Origin of the sequence: Vibrio sp. 10N.222.52.B12, assembly GCF_002875385.1 — a bacterium.
GTDB classification, from domain to species: Bacteria; Pseudomonadota; Gammaproteobacteria; order Enterobacterales; family Vibrionaceae; genus Vibrio; species Vibrio jasicida.
In genome coordinates this window covers 1-17131 of the sequence record NZ_MDAW01000022.1, presented here as the reverse complement: position 1 = coordinate 17131, position 17131 = coordinate 1, and the positions used below count along the sequence as shown (strand labels likewise).

Annotated in this window: 16 protein-coding genes, 1 riboswitch and 1 other annotated feature; of the genes, 11 read left to right on the top strand and 5 right to left on the bottom strand. The window is 44.6% G+C overall.

Translation table 11 applies throughout. From position 1 onward, the window contains the following. The first annotated feature begins 91 nt into the window (after positions 1-91). A complete protein-coding gene (locus tag BCT11_RS01370) occupies positions 92-1396 on the top strand; it encodes an inosine/guanosine kinase (RefSeq protein ID WP_038881454.1) in 1305 nt (434 codons plus the stop codon). Positions 1397-1528: 132 nt separating this feature from the next. Here BCT11_RS01370 and BCT11_RS01365 read toward each other — a convergent pair whose 3' ends face one another. After that, complete coding sequence (locus BCT11_RS01365; RefSeq protein WP_038867108.1) at positions 1529-1936, bottom strand: H-NS family nucleoid-associated regulatory protein; 408 nt, start codon at positions 1934-1936, stop codon at positions 1529-1531. 599 nt (positions 1937-2535) lie between these two features. Then, positions 2536-2716: riboswitch (Lysine riboswitch) on the top strand. A gap of 109 nt (positions 2717-2825) precedes the next feature. Between BCT11_RS01365 and tet(35) the strand changes: the two genes are divergently transcribed. The 9 genes from tet(35) to hisIE all read left to right on the top strand — a co-directional run bounded on the left by tet(35) (position 2826) and on the right by hisIE (position 11988). Further along, positions 2826-4427 carry a tetracycline efflux Na+/H+ antiporter family transporter Tet(35) gene (gene tet(35), locus BCT11_RS01360; protein ID WP_038881452.1) on the top strand — a complete coding sequence of 534 codons (1602 nt, stop codon included), beginning with the start codon at positions 2826-2828 and terminating at the stop codon, positions 4425-4427. A gap of 180 nt (positions 4428-4607) precedes the next feature. After that, positions 4608-4746, top strand: a sequence feature (His leader region). 53 nt (positions 4747-4799) lie between these two features. Further along, the gene (hisG, locus tag BCT11_RS01355; RefSeq protein ID WP_038867112.1) at positions 4800-5696 is read left to right on the top strand and encodes an ATP phosphoribosyltransferase; all 897 of its coding nucleotides are present in this window, start codon (positions 4800-4802) and stop codon (positions 5694-5696) included. A 5-nt stretch (positions 5697-5701) separates the two neighbouring features. Further along, positions 5702-7012, top strand: a complete 1311-nt coding sequence (hisD, locus tag BCT11_RS01350; protein WP_102386907.1) for a histidinol dehydrogenase — start codon at positions 5702-5704, stop codon at positions 7010-7012. 12 nt (positions 7013-7024) lie between these two features. Then, positions 7025-8065, top strand: a complete 1041-nt coding sequence (gene hisC / locus BCT11_RS01345; RefSeq protein ID WP_038881448.1) for a histidinol-phosphate transaminase — start codon at positions 7025-7027, stop codon at positions 8063-8065. 71 nt (positions 8066-8136) lie between these two features. Beyond that, entirely contained in the window at positions 8137-9210 is a 1074-nt protein-coding gene (gene hisB, locus BCT11_RS01340) for a bifunctional histidinol-phosphatase/imidazoleglycerol-phosphate dehydratase HisB (protein WP_038867120.1), read from the top strand. Between the two features lie 26 nt (positions 9211-9236). Beyond that, on the top strand, positions 9237-9851 hold the full coding sequence (gene hisH, locus BCT11_RS01335) for an imidazole glycerol phosphate synthase subunit HisH (RefSeq protein WP_102386906.1): 615 nt from the start codon (positions 9237-9239) through the stop codon (positions 9849-9851). A gap of 12 nt (positions 9852-9863) precedes the next feature. Then, a complete protein-coding gene (hisA, locus tag BCT11_RS01330; protein ID WP_102386905.1) occupies positions 9864-10601 on the top strand; it encodes a 1-(5-phosphoribosyl)-5-[(5-phosphoribosylamino)methylideneamino]imidazole-4-carboxamide isomerase in 738 nt (245 codons plus the stop codon). After that, positions 10583-11356 carry an imidazole glycerol phosphate synthase subunit HisF gene (gene hisF, locus BCT11_RS01325; protein WP_004749837.1) on the top strand — a complete coding sequence of 258 codons (774 nt, stop codon included), beginning with the start codon at positions 10583-10585 and terminating at the stop codon, positions 11354-11356. The genes hisA and hisF overlap by 19 nt, the downstream gene beginning before the upstream one ends. After that, entirely contained in the window at positions 11353-11988 is a 636-nt protein-coding gene (hisIE, locus tag BCT11_RS01320; protein WP_038867126.1) for a bifunctional phosphoribosyl-AMP cyclohydrolase/phosphoribosyl-ATP diphosphatase HisIE, read from the top strand. The genes hisF and hisIE overlap by 4 nt, the downstream gene beginning before the upstream one ends. Positions 11989-12269: 281 nt before the next feature. Here hisIE and BCT11_RS01315 read toward each other — a convergent pair whose 3' ends face one another. The 4 genes from BCT11_RS01315 to BCT11_RS01300 all read right to left on the bottom strand — a co-directional run bounded on the left by BCT11_RS01315 (position 12270) and on the right by BCT11_RS01300 (position 15471). After that, positions 12270-12779 carry a YchJ family protein gene (locus BCT11_RS01315; protein ID WP_063344748.1) on the bottom strand — a complete coding sequence of 170 codons (510 nt, stop codon included), beginning with the start codon at positions 12777-12779 and terminating at the stop codon, positions 12270-12272. 87 nt (positions 12780-12866) lie between these two features. After that, complete coding sequence (locus BCT11_RS01310; protein ID WP_038867130.1) at positions 12867-14081, bottom strand: EAL domain-containing protein; 1215 nt, start codon at positions 14079-14081, stop codon at positions 12867-12869. Positions 14082-14180: 99 nt separating this feature from the next. After that, complete coding sequence (gene lpxH, locus BCT11_RS01305) at positions 14181-14918, bottom strand: UDP-2,3-diacylglucosamine diphosphatase (protein WP_102386904.1); 738 nt, start codon at positions 14916-14918, stop codon at positions 14181-14183. A gap of 58 nt (positions 14919-14976) precedes the next feature. Further along, positions 14977-15471, bottom strand: coding sequence for a peptidylprolyl isomerase (locus BCT11_RS01300; RefSeq protein ID WP_038867134.1), 495 nt, complete (start codon positions 15469-15471; stop codon positions 14977-14979). Positions 15472-15675: 204 nt separating this feature from the next. Between BCT11_RS01300 and cysS the strand changes: the two genes are divergently transcribed. Then, positions 15676-17058, top strand: a complete 1383-nt coding sequence (gene cysS / locus BCT11_RS01295) for a cysteine--tRNA ligase (protein ID WP_102386903.1) — start codon at positions 15676-15678, stop codon at positions 17056-17058. Positions 17059-17131: the final 73 nt, after the last annotated feature.

Here is a 17131-nt window from a genome sequence, read left to right as displayed (position 1 = left end):
GCAAACGTTTGCTATAATCGCTTTTATTGCTGCTTTATTGTCAGCGGTATAGAATCCGTTCTCCTTTTCATCCCTTACTCAGACTAACAATATGAAATTTCCTGGACAACGCAAATCGAAGCACTATTTTCCTGTTCATGCTCGTGACCCATTGGTGAGCCAAGCACAAGAAAGCAAAAAGATGACGCGCACTCACATCATTGGTATTGATCAGACTCTGGTTGATATTGAGGCGAAAGTTACAACGGATGTGATTGAAAAGTACGGTTTGAGTAAAGGACACTCGTTGGTAATTGATGACGCAACAGCAGAAGCGCTTTATCAACAATTAAAAGAAGAATGCCTAATTACCAATGAGTATGCAGGTGGCACGATTGGTAATACGCTACACAATTATTCTGTGTTGGCAGATGACCGCTCAACGCTTCTGGGTGTAATGAGCCAAGATATCAAAATCGGCAGCTACGGTTACCGTTACTTATGTAACACATCAAGCCGCATGGATCTGAACTACCTACAAGGTGTTGAGGGTGCAATTGGTCGTTGTTTTGCTCTTATTACTGAAGACGGTGAACGTACTTTCGCTATCAGCGAAGGTCAAATGAACCAACTTCACCCAGACAATATCCCTGAAAAGATTTTCAAGAGTGCGTCGGCTTTAGTACTGACTGCATACCTTGTTCGTTGTAAAGAAGGCGACCCAATGCCGGAAGCAACGATGCGTGCGATTGAATACGCGAAGAAACACGATGTACCTGTTGTATTAACGCTAGGTACCAAATTCGTTATTCAAGATGATCCTACATTCTGGCAAGAGTTTATTCGCGATAACGTTTCTGTTGTTGCAATGAATGAAGATGAAGCGGAAGCATTAACGGGCGAATCTGATCCTCTAGCAGCATCGGATAAAACGTTAGATTGGGCTGATCTAGTGCTTTGTACTTCTGGCCCTGTTGGCCTATTTATGGCTGGTTACACTGAAGATAGCGCGAAACGTGAAACTTCTTTGCCATTACTTCCTGGTTCTATTGCTGAATTTAACCGTTTCGAATTTAGTCGCCCAGCGAAGAAAGATACGTGCGAGAATGCAATTAAAGTATATTCACATATCTCTCCATACATGGGTGGCCCAGAAAAAATTAAGAACACCAATGGCGCAGGTGATGCGGCATTGTCTGCAGTTCTTCACGATATGGCGGCAAATAAATACCACAAAGAAAATGTGCCTAACTCAAGCAAGCACAGCAATGAGTATTTAACTTACTCTTCATTCTCTCAAGTTTGTAAATACGCAAACCGTGCAAGTTATGAAGTGTTAGTTCAACACTCTCCACGTCTTTCTCGCGGCCTGCCGGAGCGTGAAGATAGTTTGGAAGAAGCATACTGGGAACGTTAATTAATCACGTTGAATTAGGTAATTCCTAGCATACAAAAATGGCGCATTCCAAATGCGCCATTTTTGTATCTATTTACAGATAAATAAAAAGGTTCCCATTTGGGAACCTTTTTTAATTTCATAAATCTTTTATTAGATTAGGAAATCGTCTAGAGATTTACCTGCATCAAGTTGCTCTTGGATTGATGAAGGTGTACGACCTTGACCCGTCCAAGTTTTTTCTTCGCCGTTAGTGTCAGTGTACTTGTACTTAGCTGGACGAGGAGCGCGTTTAGCTTTCGCTTTAGTCTTCGTTTCGCCAGATAGTGCACTGATTAGTGCTTCAACGTCGATACCGTCTTGAGCGATTTGCTCAGCGATAGCTGCAAGTTTTGCTTCTTGCTCAGCAAGTGCTGCGCGGTCAGCTTCTTCAGCTTCTTTACGCTCTTCAACAACGATAGTTAATTTATCTAGAGCTTCTTCCAATTGTTCTAGAGTCAGCTCACGAGAGAATGCACGAAGGCTACGGATATTTAGAAGTGTTTTAGTCAGCTCTGACATAACGATTCCTATTAATAGGTTAAAAGGTTCAACACTAGTTATCGATACGATTAATTAAATGCTAAACGAGAAATAAAACATAGAGTCCTTATATTTAACTTTATCTTTCTCATATGTGCAAATGCTAATTCATGATTTAGATTAAATTTCTTGGGTTTTTTCGTAATAAAGCAATATTAATTTACAGATATGAATTCTTAATTGAGTTTAACCTCAGTTTTTTCATTATAGATACTGCGTTTTTCTCGATTAGTGGTTTCTTTATTTATATGTTGAATTCTATTTCTCTCAATCTGACAGAAAAGTAGGAAAAGAGGGAAAACCGAATGTCATATTTCTTTCATTTATTGTTAGAACACAAAACATGAAGAATTGATGGTAGTAATAAAGTTTCATAAAAGACAGCATTGTCGTGATTGCAGTTGCTCAATCTATAGGTGGCTCACATTCTATTTATAAATCAAAATTGCGATTATTTATTCATTTAATTTAGTTTGATGTGTTGCATTGGAGGTCTTCATGAGTACAATGGCTGTCACCTGATGCAATATTGCAGATAATTTGTTGTTGATTTGTACAATTAATGGTTAATTATTTGTTGTTGCCGTAGAGGTGCAGTCTCGAAGAGTAGCTATTATTGGGGTGATGCCAATGAATAATAGTGGAAGGCGAAGATTGCCGAAGTAAGTGGCCTATCAAAACCACTTGCTGGGGTTGTCTCTGAAAGGAACAACACTGCCATAGTATATTTACATTAAACTATGGAGCGCTACTGTAGGGTTGGGTGGAGTGTTCGCTTCCCTGTCGCTAAGTTCAACATGAGCACGTACCGTATGCTACGTGACTTGTCTGCAGTAGATCTCTAGCCAAACTTTGGTTTTTGAAGATCATGAATTTAATAGATTTTGCACATTCTCCTGTTTCGTTACTGCCGCCGATTGTCGCTTTGACACTGGCGATTTTAACTCGACGCGTATTAGTTTCTCTTGGTGTAGGTATCGTACTTGGTGCGATTCTGCTTAATGATTGGTCTATCGGTAACACGATAGGTTATGTGAGTTCTCAAGTTTCTTCTGTCTTTATTGAAGACGGCGGTCTTAACACTTGGAACATGAGTATTGTCGGTTTCCTAATTCTTTTAGGTATGACAACGGCGCTATTGACGTTATCTGGTGGTACTCGCGCTTTCGCTGAATGGGCGCAAACACGAGTTAAAAGTAAACGTGGCTCTAAACTTCTTGCTGCCTTCTTAGGCGTGTTCATTTTTGTCGACGATTACTTTAACAGTCTTGCTGTTGGTGCGATTTCTCGTCCAGTAACAGACCGTTTCTATGTGTCTCGCGCTAAACTGGCGTACATTCTAGACTCCACCGCAGCTCCTATGTGTGTGATTATGCCTGCTTCAAGCTGGGGTGCTTACATCATTACGATCATCGGCGGTATCTTGGTGTCACACGGCATCACTGAATACTCAGCACTCGGTGCGTATGTTCGTCTTATTCCAATGAACTTCTATGCTGTATTTGCTCTACTTATGGTATTTGCAGTAGCGTGGTTCGGTCTTGATATCGGTAAAATGCGTGAGCACGAAATTGCAGCCTCTCAGGGCCGTGGTTTTGAAAAAGACAAAGAAAACGACACGCAAGAAGCACATGAACTAAACGAAGAGCTAGATATTCGTGAAAGCGAGAAGGGTAAAGTTTCTGACCTAGTTCTCCCTATCGTTACGCTTATCATTGCTACGATCGCTTCTATGCTTTACACAGGTGGGCAGGCCCTAGCCGCTGACGGTAAAGAGTTTGCGCTCCTTGGTGCGTTCGAGAACACTGATGTAGGTACTTCTTTAGTTTACGGTAGCTTGCTGGGCCTTGCGGTTGCACTATTTACCGTACTTAAGCAAGGCATCCCAATGGCGGAAATTGGTCGCACACTTTGGATTGGTGCGAAGTCAATGTTTGGTGCGATCCTTATCCTTGTGTTTGCTTGGACTATCGGCTCTGTTATCGGTGACATGAAGACGGGTTCTTACCTATCGACTATGGCTCAGGGCAATATTAATCCGCATTGGCTACCAGTCATCCTATTCTTGCTATCTGGCCTAATGGCGTTCTCGACAGGTACGTCGTGGGGCACGTTTGGTATCATGCTCCCTATCGCGGGCGACATGGCAGGTGCAACAGACGTAGCGCTTATGCTGCCAATGTTGAGTGCAGTACTGGCAGGTGCGGTATTCGGTGACCACTGTTCACCAATCTCTGATACGACCATTCTGTCGTCGACAGGTGCCCGTTGTAATCACATTGATCACGTATCGACTCAGTTGCCTTATGCATTATCAGTCGCGCTTGTTTCATGCGTGGGCTTTATCGCTCTTGGTATGACTGCGTCTATCGTATTCTCTTTCATTGCTGCGTCGATTACTTTTGTTATCGTTTGCGCAATTTTGTCATGGCTTTCTAAGTCAAAAATGGCATCATGTCAGAACGCTTAATTGCTTGATAATTAAAATAAAATAAAAGGGGGCTTCGGCCTCCTTTTTTATTTGTATTATACAATTCGATTTTTTTTAAAATTAAGGGTTGAAAAAAAGAATCAGCTTGGTTAGTGTGGTTACTAACAAAGCAACTAAGACGAGCCTTGAAATAAGTATGCGCAATTTTGTAATGAACATTCATCACCATCATCACCCAATTTAGTCTTTCGGGAGATGCGCGCATACCCGGGAGACAGGATACTCCCGGAGGTGAAAATCAAAGTGTAAACAGATTTCAAACCCTCGGGAGACCAAAATCTCTCGAGGGTTTTTTAGTTTTACTGGTTTATAAAATATTTAGATTATCGAATCTGGCACAGGGATAAAGCAATGCAAACACAACGCTTAAGAATCGCAATTCAGAAAAAAGGCCGCCTAAGTAAAGAGAGCCAAGCTCTATTGAAAAAGTGTGGTGTGAAATTCAATGTAATGGGTGAGCGTCTGGTCGTTCATTCTGAAAATATGCCCATTGATTTGTTATTAGTTCGCGATGATGACATCCCAGGTTTAATTATGGATGGTGTTGTTGACCTAGGTTTTATTGGTGAGAATGAATTAGAAGAAGTTCGTTTAGACCGTAAAGCTTTGGGCGAACCTTATGACTTTGTTCAGCTTCGTCGTCTTGATTTTGGCGGCTGCCGTTTGTCTATCGCCATCGACAAAGACGAAGAATATAACGGTCCTCAAGATCTAGCAGGCAAACGCATCGCAACCACGTACCCGCAACTGCTAAAAGCTTACATGGATGAAGCGGGTGTACCGTTCTCAACTTGTATGCTGACAGGCTCTGTAGAAGTTGCGCCTCGAGCTGGTCTAGCAGATGCTATCGCTGACTTGGTTTCTACTGGCGCTACGCTAGAAGCCAATGGTCTAAAAGAAGCCGAAGTTATCTTTAAGTCGAAGGCAACGTTAATTCAACGCAAAGGTGAGTTTGACGCCGATAAAGTTGCGCTTATCGATAAGCTATTGACTCGTATGCAAGGCGTGCAGCAAGCAAAAGAGTCAAAATACATCATGCTACATGCGCCTGCTGAGAAGCTTGAGCAAATTAAGTCTCTATTACCGGGTGCAGAAGACCCAACGGTATTGCCTCTATCTGCTGACAAGCAAAAAGTTGCGGTTCATTTGGTAAGTACTGAAAACCTGTTCTGGGAAACCATGGAACAGCTAAAGGAACTGGGTGCGAGCTCAATTCTGGTACTACCAATTGAAAAAATGATGGAGTAATCGCAATGAGAACAGTTGTATGGCAATCGCTGAGTGAAACTCAACAAGACTCGATTCTAGAACGTCCGGCAATCGCAGAAGGCGCAAACATCACTGCTGCGGTTTCTGAAGTAATCGCAAAAGTTCGTAAAGAGGGTGATGCTGCATTATTGGAGCTGACTGAGAAGTTTGACCGTGTGAAGCCGGAATCCATTCGTGTATTAGCTCAAGAAATCGATGAGGCGTCTGCTCGCCTTTCTGAAAAGATGAAAGGCGCGCTTGAGCAAGCTTATGCAAACATCTCGAAGTTTCATAAAGCACAAAAGCCACAACCAATTAAAGTAGAAACTCAGCCGGGTGTCCTTTGTGAGCAGGTAACGCGCCCAATTCAAAAAGTGGGTTTGTACATTCCTGGCGGTAGTGCGCCATTGCCTTCGACTGTTCTAATGCTCGGTGTTCCTGCAAAAATTGCAGGTTGTCGTAAAGTGGTGCTTTGCTCTCCACCGCCAATCGCTGACGAGATTCTGTACGTAGCTAAACTGTGCGGCATTGATGAAGTGTACAACGTTGGTGGTGGCCAAGCCGTCGCTGCAATGGCTTATGGCACAGAGACTGTATCTAAAGTTGATAAGATCTTTGGTCCAGGTAACGCTTATGTGACGGAAGCAAAACGTCAGGTTAGCAATGATTTCCGCGGTGCTGCGATTGATATGCCTGCAGGTCCATCTGAAGTGCTTGTGATTGCTGATGAAACCGCAGATGCAGACTTTATCGCTGCGGATCTTTTGAGCCAAGCAGAGCACGGTCCTGATTCTCAAGTGGTACTTGTGACGCCTTCTCCTGTTATTGCGGATCAAGTGACGGATGCGGTTCAACGTCAGCTTAAAGAGCTATCTCGTGCGGAGATCGCCGAGCAAGCATTGGCGTCAAGCTTGATTATTATTGCTGAGTCTCTCACTCAATCTATTTCGATTTCAAATTACTACGGTCCTGAGCACTTAATTGTTCAGACTAAGAACCCTCGTGAGCTTCTACCTCTATTAGATAACGCAGGTTCTATCTTCCTAGGTGATTGGTCGCCTGAATCAGCAGGTGATTACGCATCGGGCACCAACCACGTTCTTCCTACTTACGGCTACACACGCACGTATTCAAGCTTAGGTTTGGCTGATTTCTCCAAGCGCATGACGGTTCAAGAACTGTCTGCTGATGGTCTAAAGAACCTTGCGCCAACAGTGGTAACGATGGCGGAAGCAGAAGGTCTGGATGCGCACAAACGTGCAGTAACAATCCGTACTGAGAAACTAACCCGCACAGAAAAACTGGCAGCTAAGTAAGAGGATATTGAGATGGAAAAGCTAGCGCGCAAACAAGTCCAACAACTTACCCCTTATATGTCGGCTCGTCGAATTGGTGGTACAGGTGACGTATGGCTGAACGCCAACGAATCGCCATTTAACAATGAATACAAAACAGACTTCGCTCGCCTTAATCGTTACAGCGAATGTCAGCCTAAAGAACTGATTTCTGCTTACGCAGCCTATGCGGGTGTAAAACCAGAACAAACGCTGACTTCTCGTGGTGCAGATGAAGGTATTGAATTACTGATTCGTGCATTCTGTGAGCCGGGTGAAGATGCGATTTTATACTGTCCACCGACTTACGGTATGTACGCCATCAGCGCAGAAACCATTGGTGTCGAGCGTAAAACCGTGCCGCTAACGTCAGATTGGCAACTAGACCTTGCAGGCATCGAAGCCAATCTGGATAACGTCAAATTGGTTTTCGTATGTTCACCAAACAACCCAACAGGTAACTTGGTCAAGCGTGAAGACATCGTCTCTCTACTAGAAATGACAAAAGACCGTGCAATCGTGGTGATGGACGAAGCGTACATCGATTTTTGTCCAGAAGCGTCAACGGTAGACTTACTGGCGCAATACCCGAACCTTGCGATTTTGCGTACTCTGTCGAAAGCTTTCGCGCTTGCTGGTCTGCGTTGTGGATTTACGCTTGCTAACGAAGAGCTGATTAATGTACTTCTTAAAGTTATCGCACCGTATCCAGTACCAGTACCAGTGGCAGAAATTGCGACTCAGGCGCTTTCAGAAGCTGGTTTAGCGCGAGCGAAGTTCCAAGTGCTCGATTTGAACGCGAACCGTGCTTACTTGCAAGTTGGCCTTTCAATGATTCCGGGTTTGGAAGTGTTTGAAGGGTGGGGGAACTACCTATTGGTGAAATTCCCAGATGGCGATGATGTTTTCAAAGCAGCTTGGGATACGGGGATTATCCTGCGTAACTCGCCAATCGAAGACTGTGTGCGTATCAGCGTGGGTAACCGCGACGAGTGCGAAAAAACGCTTGGATTTATTAGAAACTACTACGCATAAGTAGAGATAAAATTAATCGCTCTCGCTCAATAGCGGGAGCGCCAAAAGAATAGCAATAAGGAAGTTCTCGAGTGAGCAAACAACAAAAAATCCTTTTTATTGATCGTGATGGTACCTTAATTGTTGAGCCGCCGATTGATTTTCAAGTAGACCGTTTAGACAAACTAAAGCTAGAGCCATTTGTTATCCCAAGCCTGTTGTCGTTGCAGGACGCTGGATACCGTTTAGTGATGGTCACGAACCAAGATGGTTTGGGTACTGACAGCTACCCACAAGAAGATTTTGATGCACCACACAACATGATGATGGACATTTTTGAATCTCAGGGTGTGAAGTTTGATGACGTGCTGATTTGTCCTCACTTCGATGAAGATAACTGCTCTTGCCGTAAGCCTAAATTAGGCTTGGTCAAAGAGTACCTTCAAGGTGGCAAAGTTGATTTCCAAAACTCCGTTGTGATTGGCGATCGTCAAACCGATCTTCAACTTGCAGAAAACATGGCAATTCGTGGCATTCAATACAACCCAGAAACCATGGGTTGGAAACAGATCCTCAAAGATCTCACAGTGAAGGCTCGCGTTGCTGAAGTGGTTCGCACCACAAAAGAAACAGACATCAAAGTATTCGTTAATCTTGATGAGCAAGGCGGTAACGATATTTCTACAGGTCTTGGCTTCTTTGACCACATGCTGGATCAAATCGCGACGCACGGTGGATTCCAAATGGTGTGCAAAGTGGAAGGTGACCTGCACATTGATGATCACCACACAGTAGAAGATACCGCTCTTGCGTTGGGTCAAGCGTTGAAAGAAGCTCTGGGTGACAAACGTGGTATTGGTCGCTTTGGCTTTAGTCTTCCAATGGATGAGTGTTTAGCACAATGTGCACTAGACCTATCTGGTCGTCCTTACCTTAAGTTCGACGCGCAGTTTAGCCGTGAGCAAGTAGGTGATCTTTCAACAGAGATGGTGGTTCACTTCTTCCGCTCTCTGACTGACACATTAGCGTGTACGCTGCACCTGTCTTCTGCGGGCAACAATGATCACCACATCATTGAAAGCTTGTTTAAAGCGTTTGGTCGTACTTTGCGCCAAGCAATCAAAGTAGAAGGCACTGAGCTACCAAGTAGTAAAGGCGTGCTTTAAGGCTAACGTTAGCAAGGAGAAAAACAGTGACAGAACAGAAAGTTGTCATTATCGATACTGGCTGTGCCAACGTCTCTTCGGTGAAGTTTGCTATTGAACGCCTAGGCTATGACGTAACAATTTCAAAAGATCCGCAAGTTGTATTGTCGGCAGACAAGCTATTCCTACCGGGCGTGGGAACTGCCAACGAAGCGATGAAGAACCTAGAAGAGCGCGATCTTATCAGCTTAGTAAAACAGGTAGAAAAGCCGCTGTTAGGTATCTGTCTAGGCATGCAACTGTTGGGCAAAGTGTCTCAAGAGAAAGGCCAGAAAGCCGACGAGTTAGTTGAGTGTCTTGGACTTTGTGATGGCGAAGTGAAGCTACTACAAACTGGCGATTTGCCACTGCCGCATATGGGTTGGAATACAGTGTCTGCAAAAGCAGGTAATCCACTTTTCAAAGGTATTGAAGAAGGAGAGTATTTCTACTTCGTGCACAGCTTTGCAATGCCTGTTGGGGATTACACGATTGCTCAATGTGAATACGGTAACCCGTTCACAGCAGCAGTACAAAGCGGGAACTACTACGGCGTACAATTCCACCCTGAGCGTTCTTCAAAAGCGGGCGCGAAGCTTATTCAAAACTTCTTAGAATTATAAAAGGGATTTAGTGTGATTATTCCAGCTCTTGATTTAATTGAAGGACAGGTGGTTCGCCTTTATCAAGGTGATTACGGCCAAGTAACCGAGTACAAAGTCGACCCAGCAGAGCAGTTCAACGTGTACCACCAAGCGGGCGCTAACTGGCTGCACTTGGTGGATTTAACTGGCGCGAAAGACACGACAGCACGCCAACTTGATTTGATTGCAAAGCTACTAGCAAGCACACCAGCGAACATCCAAATCGGTGGTGGTGTGCGTACAGAGCAAGACGTGATTGATCTGTTAGAAGCCGGTGCGCAGCGTGTTGTCGTTGGCTCAACAGCAGTAAAACAGCCAGAGCTTGTGAAAGGTTGGATGGAAAAGTATGGCGCAGAGAAAATCGTTCTCGCGTTAGACATCAACATCGACCAAGACGGCACACGTAGAGTAGCGATTTCTGGTTGGCAAGAAGATTCAGGGGTGACCATCGAAGCTCTGATCAACGATTACTTAACGGTAGGTCTACAACACGTGCTTTGCACGGACATTTCTCGTGACGGTACGCTAGAAGGCTCAAACGTAGAGCTTTACGTCGACCTATGCAAACAGTACCCACAAGTGCAGTTTCAATCTTCAGGTGGCATTGGCTCATTAGCGGATATCGAAGCGCTACAAGGCAGCGGTGTGGCTGGCGTGATTGTTGGTCGTGCGCTGTTAGATGGTAAGTTCACAGCAGAGGAGGCGTTTGCATGCTGGCAAAGCGAATAATTCCATGTCTTGATGTTCGTGATGGACAAGTGGTAAAGGGCGTTCAGTTCCGTAACCACGAAATCATTGGCGACATCGTTCCTCTGGCACAGCGTTATGCGGAAGAGGGCGCCGATGAGCTTGTGTTCTACGATATTACCGCTTCAAGTGATGGTCGTGTCGTCGATAAAAGTTGGGTCGCTCGCGTTGCTGAAGTGATTGATATTCCTTTCTGTGTGGCTGGTGGTATTAAATCAGCGGAAGATGCAGCGCGCATTCTTGAGTTTGGTGCAGACAAGGTGTCTATCAACTCACCTGCATTGGCAAATCCACAGCTGATTACTGACCTAGCTGATAAATTTGGCGTTCAATGTATCGTTGTTGGCATCGATTCATACTACGACAAAGAGACGGGCAAGTATCAGGTTTACCAGTTTACTGGTGATGAAGAACGCACCAAAGCAACTCAATGGGAAACACGTGATTGGGTGCAAGAAGTACAAAAGCGTGGCGCTGGTGAAATCGTATTGAACATGATGAACCAAGACGGCGTGCGTAACGGCTACGATATTGAACAACTTAATATGGTGCGTGAAGTGTGTAACGTACCATTGATTGCATCGGGCGGTGCAGGTGCCATGGAGCATTTCGCAGAAGCCTACCAAAAAGCAAATGTGGATGGTGCGCTTGCCGCATCGGTATTCCACAAGCAAGTCATCAATATTGGTGAACTAAAGCAGTATTTGAAACAACAAGGCATTGAGGTACGACTATGAGTGTGAAAGCCGCCGAAGTAAGTTCGCTAGCTGAGCGAATCAACTGGGAAAAGGTGGATGGTCTGGTACCTGCCATCGTACAAGATTTCCAATCAAGCCAAGTGCTGATGATGGGTTACATGAACCAAGATGCGTTGGCAAGAACGGGCGAAACGGGTCAAGTGACGTTTTTCTCTCGTACCAAGCAACGTCTTTGGACGAAAGGTGAAACCTCTGGCAACGTATTGCAATTGGTGAACATTCAGCTCGATTGTGACAACGATACGCTACTGGTGAAAGTGAATCCCATTGGTCCTACGTGTCACTTGGGTAACACAACTTGCTGGGATGTGGACCCTCAAGAGGAGTCACAAATGGTGTGGCTTCATCAACTTGAGCAGCTATTGGCTGCCCGCAAGAGTGCCGACCCAGATTCCTCTTATACTGCCAGTCTTTATGCCCGTGGCACCAAGCGTATTTCGCAAAAAGTGGGCGAAGAAGGCGTTGAAGTCGCGCTTGCGGCGACGTCGGGCGATAAGGCGGAGTTAGTGTGTGAATCGGCAGACTTGATTTACCACTTAATGGTATTGCTTCAAGACCAAGGCTTATCGATGAATGACGTAGTGAATAAACTGAAAGAGCGTCATAAATAAGCCTGTTATAAATAAATGAAAGCCCCTATGGCTCAAGAGTCTAGGGGCTTTTTTAATCTAATATTCTTGATTCGATGGGGAAACCTGACAGCAGAACCCACGGTGATTAGGTTCTGAGTCATGCTCGTGCTTCGCTGTTGAGAATGACGATATACTTTGTAATGGTACTTGAGACTGCGTTACTTATTTCAAATCGAAGAACACTTTACGTCATTCCGACGAGCCTAGGCGAGATCAGGAATCTCATTAAAGCAGGCTTAATAAGCTAGGCGTGGGTGCGATTACCCACAACACTTCTTAAATTTCTTACCGCTTCCACAGATACACGGATCGTTACGACCGACCTTTAGGCTGCTTACCGGTTGGCTTAAGCGAGGATCTTGTTCAGGCTCTTTCTCGTCTTCTGGAAATGTGCCGTCAATGTAGTACCAAAGCCCATCTTCTTTCACGAAACGAGAACGCTCGGTCATGCAGTAGCGTTTGCCGTCTTCGTCAAAGTAAGCGTTGAATTCAACAAAACCTTCATTCTCGTTGCTACTCGCTTCGGCTTTTACTACCTCAAGCTTGCACCAATCGCTTTCGATGGATTGGGCAATGCCTTCACGTTGCTCTTCTGCATTACAGCTTGGGTGGTAGGTGTTCACCACGTAATCCACTAGACCTAACACATGCGCACTGTAACGAGAGCGCATTAACTGCTCTGGAGTGGTGACGTCAGCATGGTTATTGTGGGCAATTTCACAACACTGTTGGTAGGTGCGGTTAGAGCCGCAAGGACAAGAAGAAGCCATAAAATGAAATCTCGATTAATTAAGCGGTAAAAACAAACAACCTCACATAAGTGAGGTTGCAGGTATTCTTTGGGGCATTATAGCCGTTTAGGGCGTTTGAGACAGCAGTTCTTGAGCCCAAGCCGTGGATTGGCTAAACGCTTTGGCTAATTGTGGCTCAGTGAGTTTTAGGGCGGTACAGTATTTCTCTGTCATTTCCCAATCTGCTTTCTCGTAAGCGATGATCATTGAGAGAAGGTAACCCAAAACACCTTTGTGCCCAGTTAAGGCATGTTTAATTTCTTCATCGACAGGTATATCACTGATGACATCTTCAAGAGGTTGGTCGAGGAGAGAGCCTAACAGTGAAAACATCCCAGTAAGAAATGCCTGACCTGGGTCATATTTGGTTTTCATTTGGCTCAACAAAATCTCACACATACGTGCGCGTTGAATCGCTAATGAGTATAGAGAGTCAGGCTTGTCTTCATGTACCGAAGCAATTGCAACAAGAGAAATAAAGCGTCTTAAACGTTCTTCGCCTAGATAAACCAATGCTTGACGGAAAGATTTGATCTTAGTGGTGAGCGTGTAGCCAGAATTGACATAAGTCAGAAGCTTGTACGACAGCGTGACGTCGATAGAGAATAAACGCTCGACTTCGTTAAAGTTAATCGGCTTGTCGGCAATTTCTTTACACAACTGAATCACCGTTAGAAACGCTGGATTGAGGCGTTTCTTCTGAATCATTTCTGGTTTGCTAAAAAAGTACCCTTGAAAATAGTTAAAACCCGCGTCCATCGCTTGTTCGAATTCTTCATAGGTTTCAACTTTCTCGGCCAAGAAATCAATATCAAAATGAGACAGGGCTTGAATATAAATGGCGGCCTTGTCTATCGGCACTAAGCGAATGTCGAATTTGATGATAGCGACGTAAGGTAAGAAGCGTTTCCAAGCTTTGGTTGGAACAAAGTCATCTAACGCTACGCGATAGCCAGAAGCATGAAGGTGTTTAATGGCATTCAACAACTCATCCGTCGGTTCACAGTCTTCGAGAACTTCAACCACTAAGGATTCATTTGGGAATAAAGTTGGTACAAGGTTAACTAAGCTTTGGTAGGGAAAGTTAACAAAGCCAAGTTTATCGCCCAGCGTGCTGTAGTGCGTTGATAGGAAATGATCAGATAGAAGTCGACTAGTAGCCAGCTCAGGTTCTACTTCTGGGAAGGTATTTTTCGGACCGTCACGAAAGAGAAGCTCGTACCCAATGGTACGTTTTTCTCTATCCAGAATCGGTTGGCGAGCTACGTATGAATACTTCAATGCGGTATTATGTTCTGTTTAACTTAGTATTACGATGATAGCGATTTTCTGCAAAATTTCTATGCTTTGAGCGTCAATCTTTTACATGCTTGGCAGGCTTTACTTCATTTCTGTGTGAAACTGCCGTGTTTGAAGGTCAAAACCACCAGAATTTACTTGTAAAACTGAGCCTTGGGTATACCAATCACCTAAGACAATGCGAGTGGTTTTAACACCATTTAGCTCGAAAAAATGTGTATTTGGGCGATGAGTATGTCCATGAATCATCAGGTTGACGCAATTCTGAGACAGCACGTGTTCAACTTCACCTTGGTTCACATCCATGATATCGAGAGACTTAGTCTTTTTGTCATCGCGAATATCCGATTGAACTTTAGAGACAATTCTTTTTTTAACAAACCATGGAATACGATTAAAAAGCCATTGTAACCAAGGTTTGTGAACCGTCTTGCGAAACTCTTGGTATTTGATGTCGTCAATGCAAAGGGTGTCCCCGTGCAAAATGACGGCTTTTTGGCCGTAAAGATCAATTGTGCACACGTCGTCGAGTAATGTGATGCCCGTTTCCTTACAAAAGCGTTTGCCCAATAAGAAGTCTCGGTTACCTTGGATAAAATAAACAGGGACGCCCATATCCGTTAGTGTTTTAAATTCCGCACGGATTTGGTCTGCAAAAGGGGTGTTATCATCATCGCCAACCCAGAATTCGAATAAGTCACCAAGTACGTACAGGGCTTCAGCCTTGATGGCTTCTGTTCGCATAAAAGTCTCGAAGCATTCGGTAATGTCCGGACGGGAAGGGGCGAGGTGAAGATCAGATATAAATAATGTCGTCATAGAAATAAGGGGAGGCGATGCCTCCCCACTAACTTATCTCTTTGGTAATTCGTATGAATTACTCTTCGATTGTTGTACCAGTGATCGTTACGTCTTCTAGAGGTACGTCTTGGTGCATGCCGTAAGAACCAGTGCTAACGCCTTTGATCTTGTTTACGATGTCCATGCCTTCGATTACTTCACCGAATACACAGTAACCCCAACCATCTAGGCTTTCGCTACGGAAGTCTAGGAACGTGTTGTTGTTTACGTTGATGAAGAACTGAGAGCTTGCTGAATGCGGCTCCATAGTACGTGCCATAGCAAGTGTACCCACTTTGTTGCTAAGACCGTTGTTTGCTTCGTTCTTGATAGGTGCACGTGACGCTTTTTCACGTAGACCAGACTCCATACCGCCACCTTGGATCATGAAGCCATCAATAACACGGTGGAAAAGTGTGTTGTCGTAGAAACCGTCGCGGCAGTACTGAAGGAAGTTTGCGCTTGTTTCTGGCGCTTTCTCTTCGTTTAGTTGAATCTTGATGTCACCAAAATTAGTGTGAAGGGTGATCATGCTATTTTCCTTTACTGTGTTGTATTCAAAGAGGGATTCTAGCCTAAGTTAATACGCATGGAAAACTCAGGATCATCAAAATATACGCTTTGTGCTTGAAGTTTAGCCGATTATCGTTTTATCGGTTAATTGCTATTACCTAATAAGGTCGGAGTTGATATACTCCTTGTTCTCGTAATTCATTCACAAGCATAGATAGAGATCATGTTAAAGATATATAACACACTGACAAGACAGAAAGAGGAATTCAAACCAATTACAGCCGGCAAAGTTGGCATGTATGTCTGTGGAGTTACCATTTACGATCTCTGTCACATTGGTCACGGTCGTACGTTTGTTTCTTTTGATGTTGTTTCTCGCTACCTTCGTTACCTAGGTTACGATCTAACATTTGTACGTAATATCACTGATATTGATGACAAAATCATCAAGCGTGCGGCAGAAAATGGTGAGTCTTGTGATTCTCTGACTGAACGTCTAATCGGCGAAATGCATGCGGACTTTGATGCACTAAACATGAAGCGTCCGGACGTTGAGCCTCGTGCAACTGAATTTATCGCAGAAATCATCGAGCTGGTTGAAAAACTAATCGAGCGTGGTTTTGCTTACGTTGCAGACAATGGCGACGTAATGTTTGAAGTAGGTAAGTTCAACGAATACGGCAAGCTGTCTAAGCAAGACCTTGATCAGCTTCAAGCTGGTGCTCGTGTTGATATCGAAACTGCAAAACGCAGCCCGTTAGACTTCGTACTTTGGAAGATGTCTAAACCGGGTGAACCAACATGGGAATCGCCATGGGGCGCGGGTCGTCCAGGTTGGCACATCGAATGTTCTGCGATGAACTCGTCAATCCTAGGCAACCATTTCGATATTCATGGCGGCGGTTCTGACCTTCAGTTCCCACACCACGAGAACGAAATCGCGCAATCATGCTGCGCTCATGACACGCAATACGTGAACACATGGATGCACAGCGGCATGGTAATGGTAGATCGTGAGAAGATGTCTAAGTCTCTAGGTAACTTCTTTACTATTCGTGACGTTCTAGGTCATTACGATGCTGAGACAGTTCGTTACTTCCTAATGTCTGGTCACTACCGTAGCCAGCTAAACTACAGCGAAGATAACCTAAACCAAGCACGCGCGTCTCTTGAGCGTCTATACACATCTCTACGTGGTCTGGATCTAAATGCTGCGCCAGCCGGTGGTGAAGAGTACGTAACTCGCTATACAGCAGCGATGAACGATGACTTCAACACGCCAGAAGCTTACTCGGTACTGTTTGACATGGCGCGTGAAGTAAACCGTCTGAAGACAGAAAATCTAGAGAAAGCGAGCGAGCTAGGTGCGCTAATGCGTGAACTGGCTGACGTGATCGGTATTCTTCACCAAGATCCAGAAGCGTTCCTAAAAGGTGATGCAGGTGACGGCGATGAAGTGGCTGAAATCGAAGCACTAATTAAGCTACGTAACGATTCTCGTGCAGCGAAAGACTGGGCTAACGCAGATATGGCTCGTGACAAGCTGACTGAAATGGGTATCGTTCTAGAAGACGGGCCGGAAGGCACAACGTGGCGTCGTAAATAACGATTGAATCTTAAAAAGGGGCTGATGATTCAGCCCTTTTCTTTACAAGCTTTGTCCCGTCCTGAGATAAGTT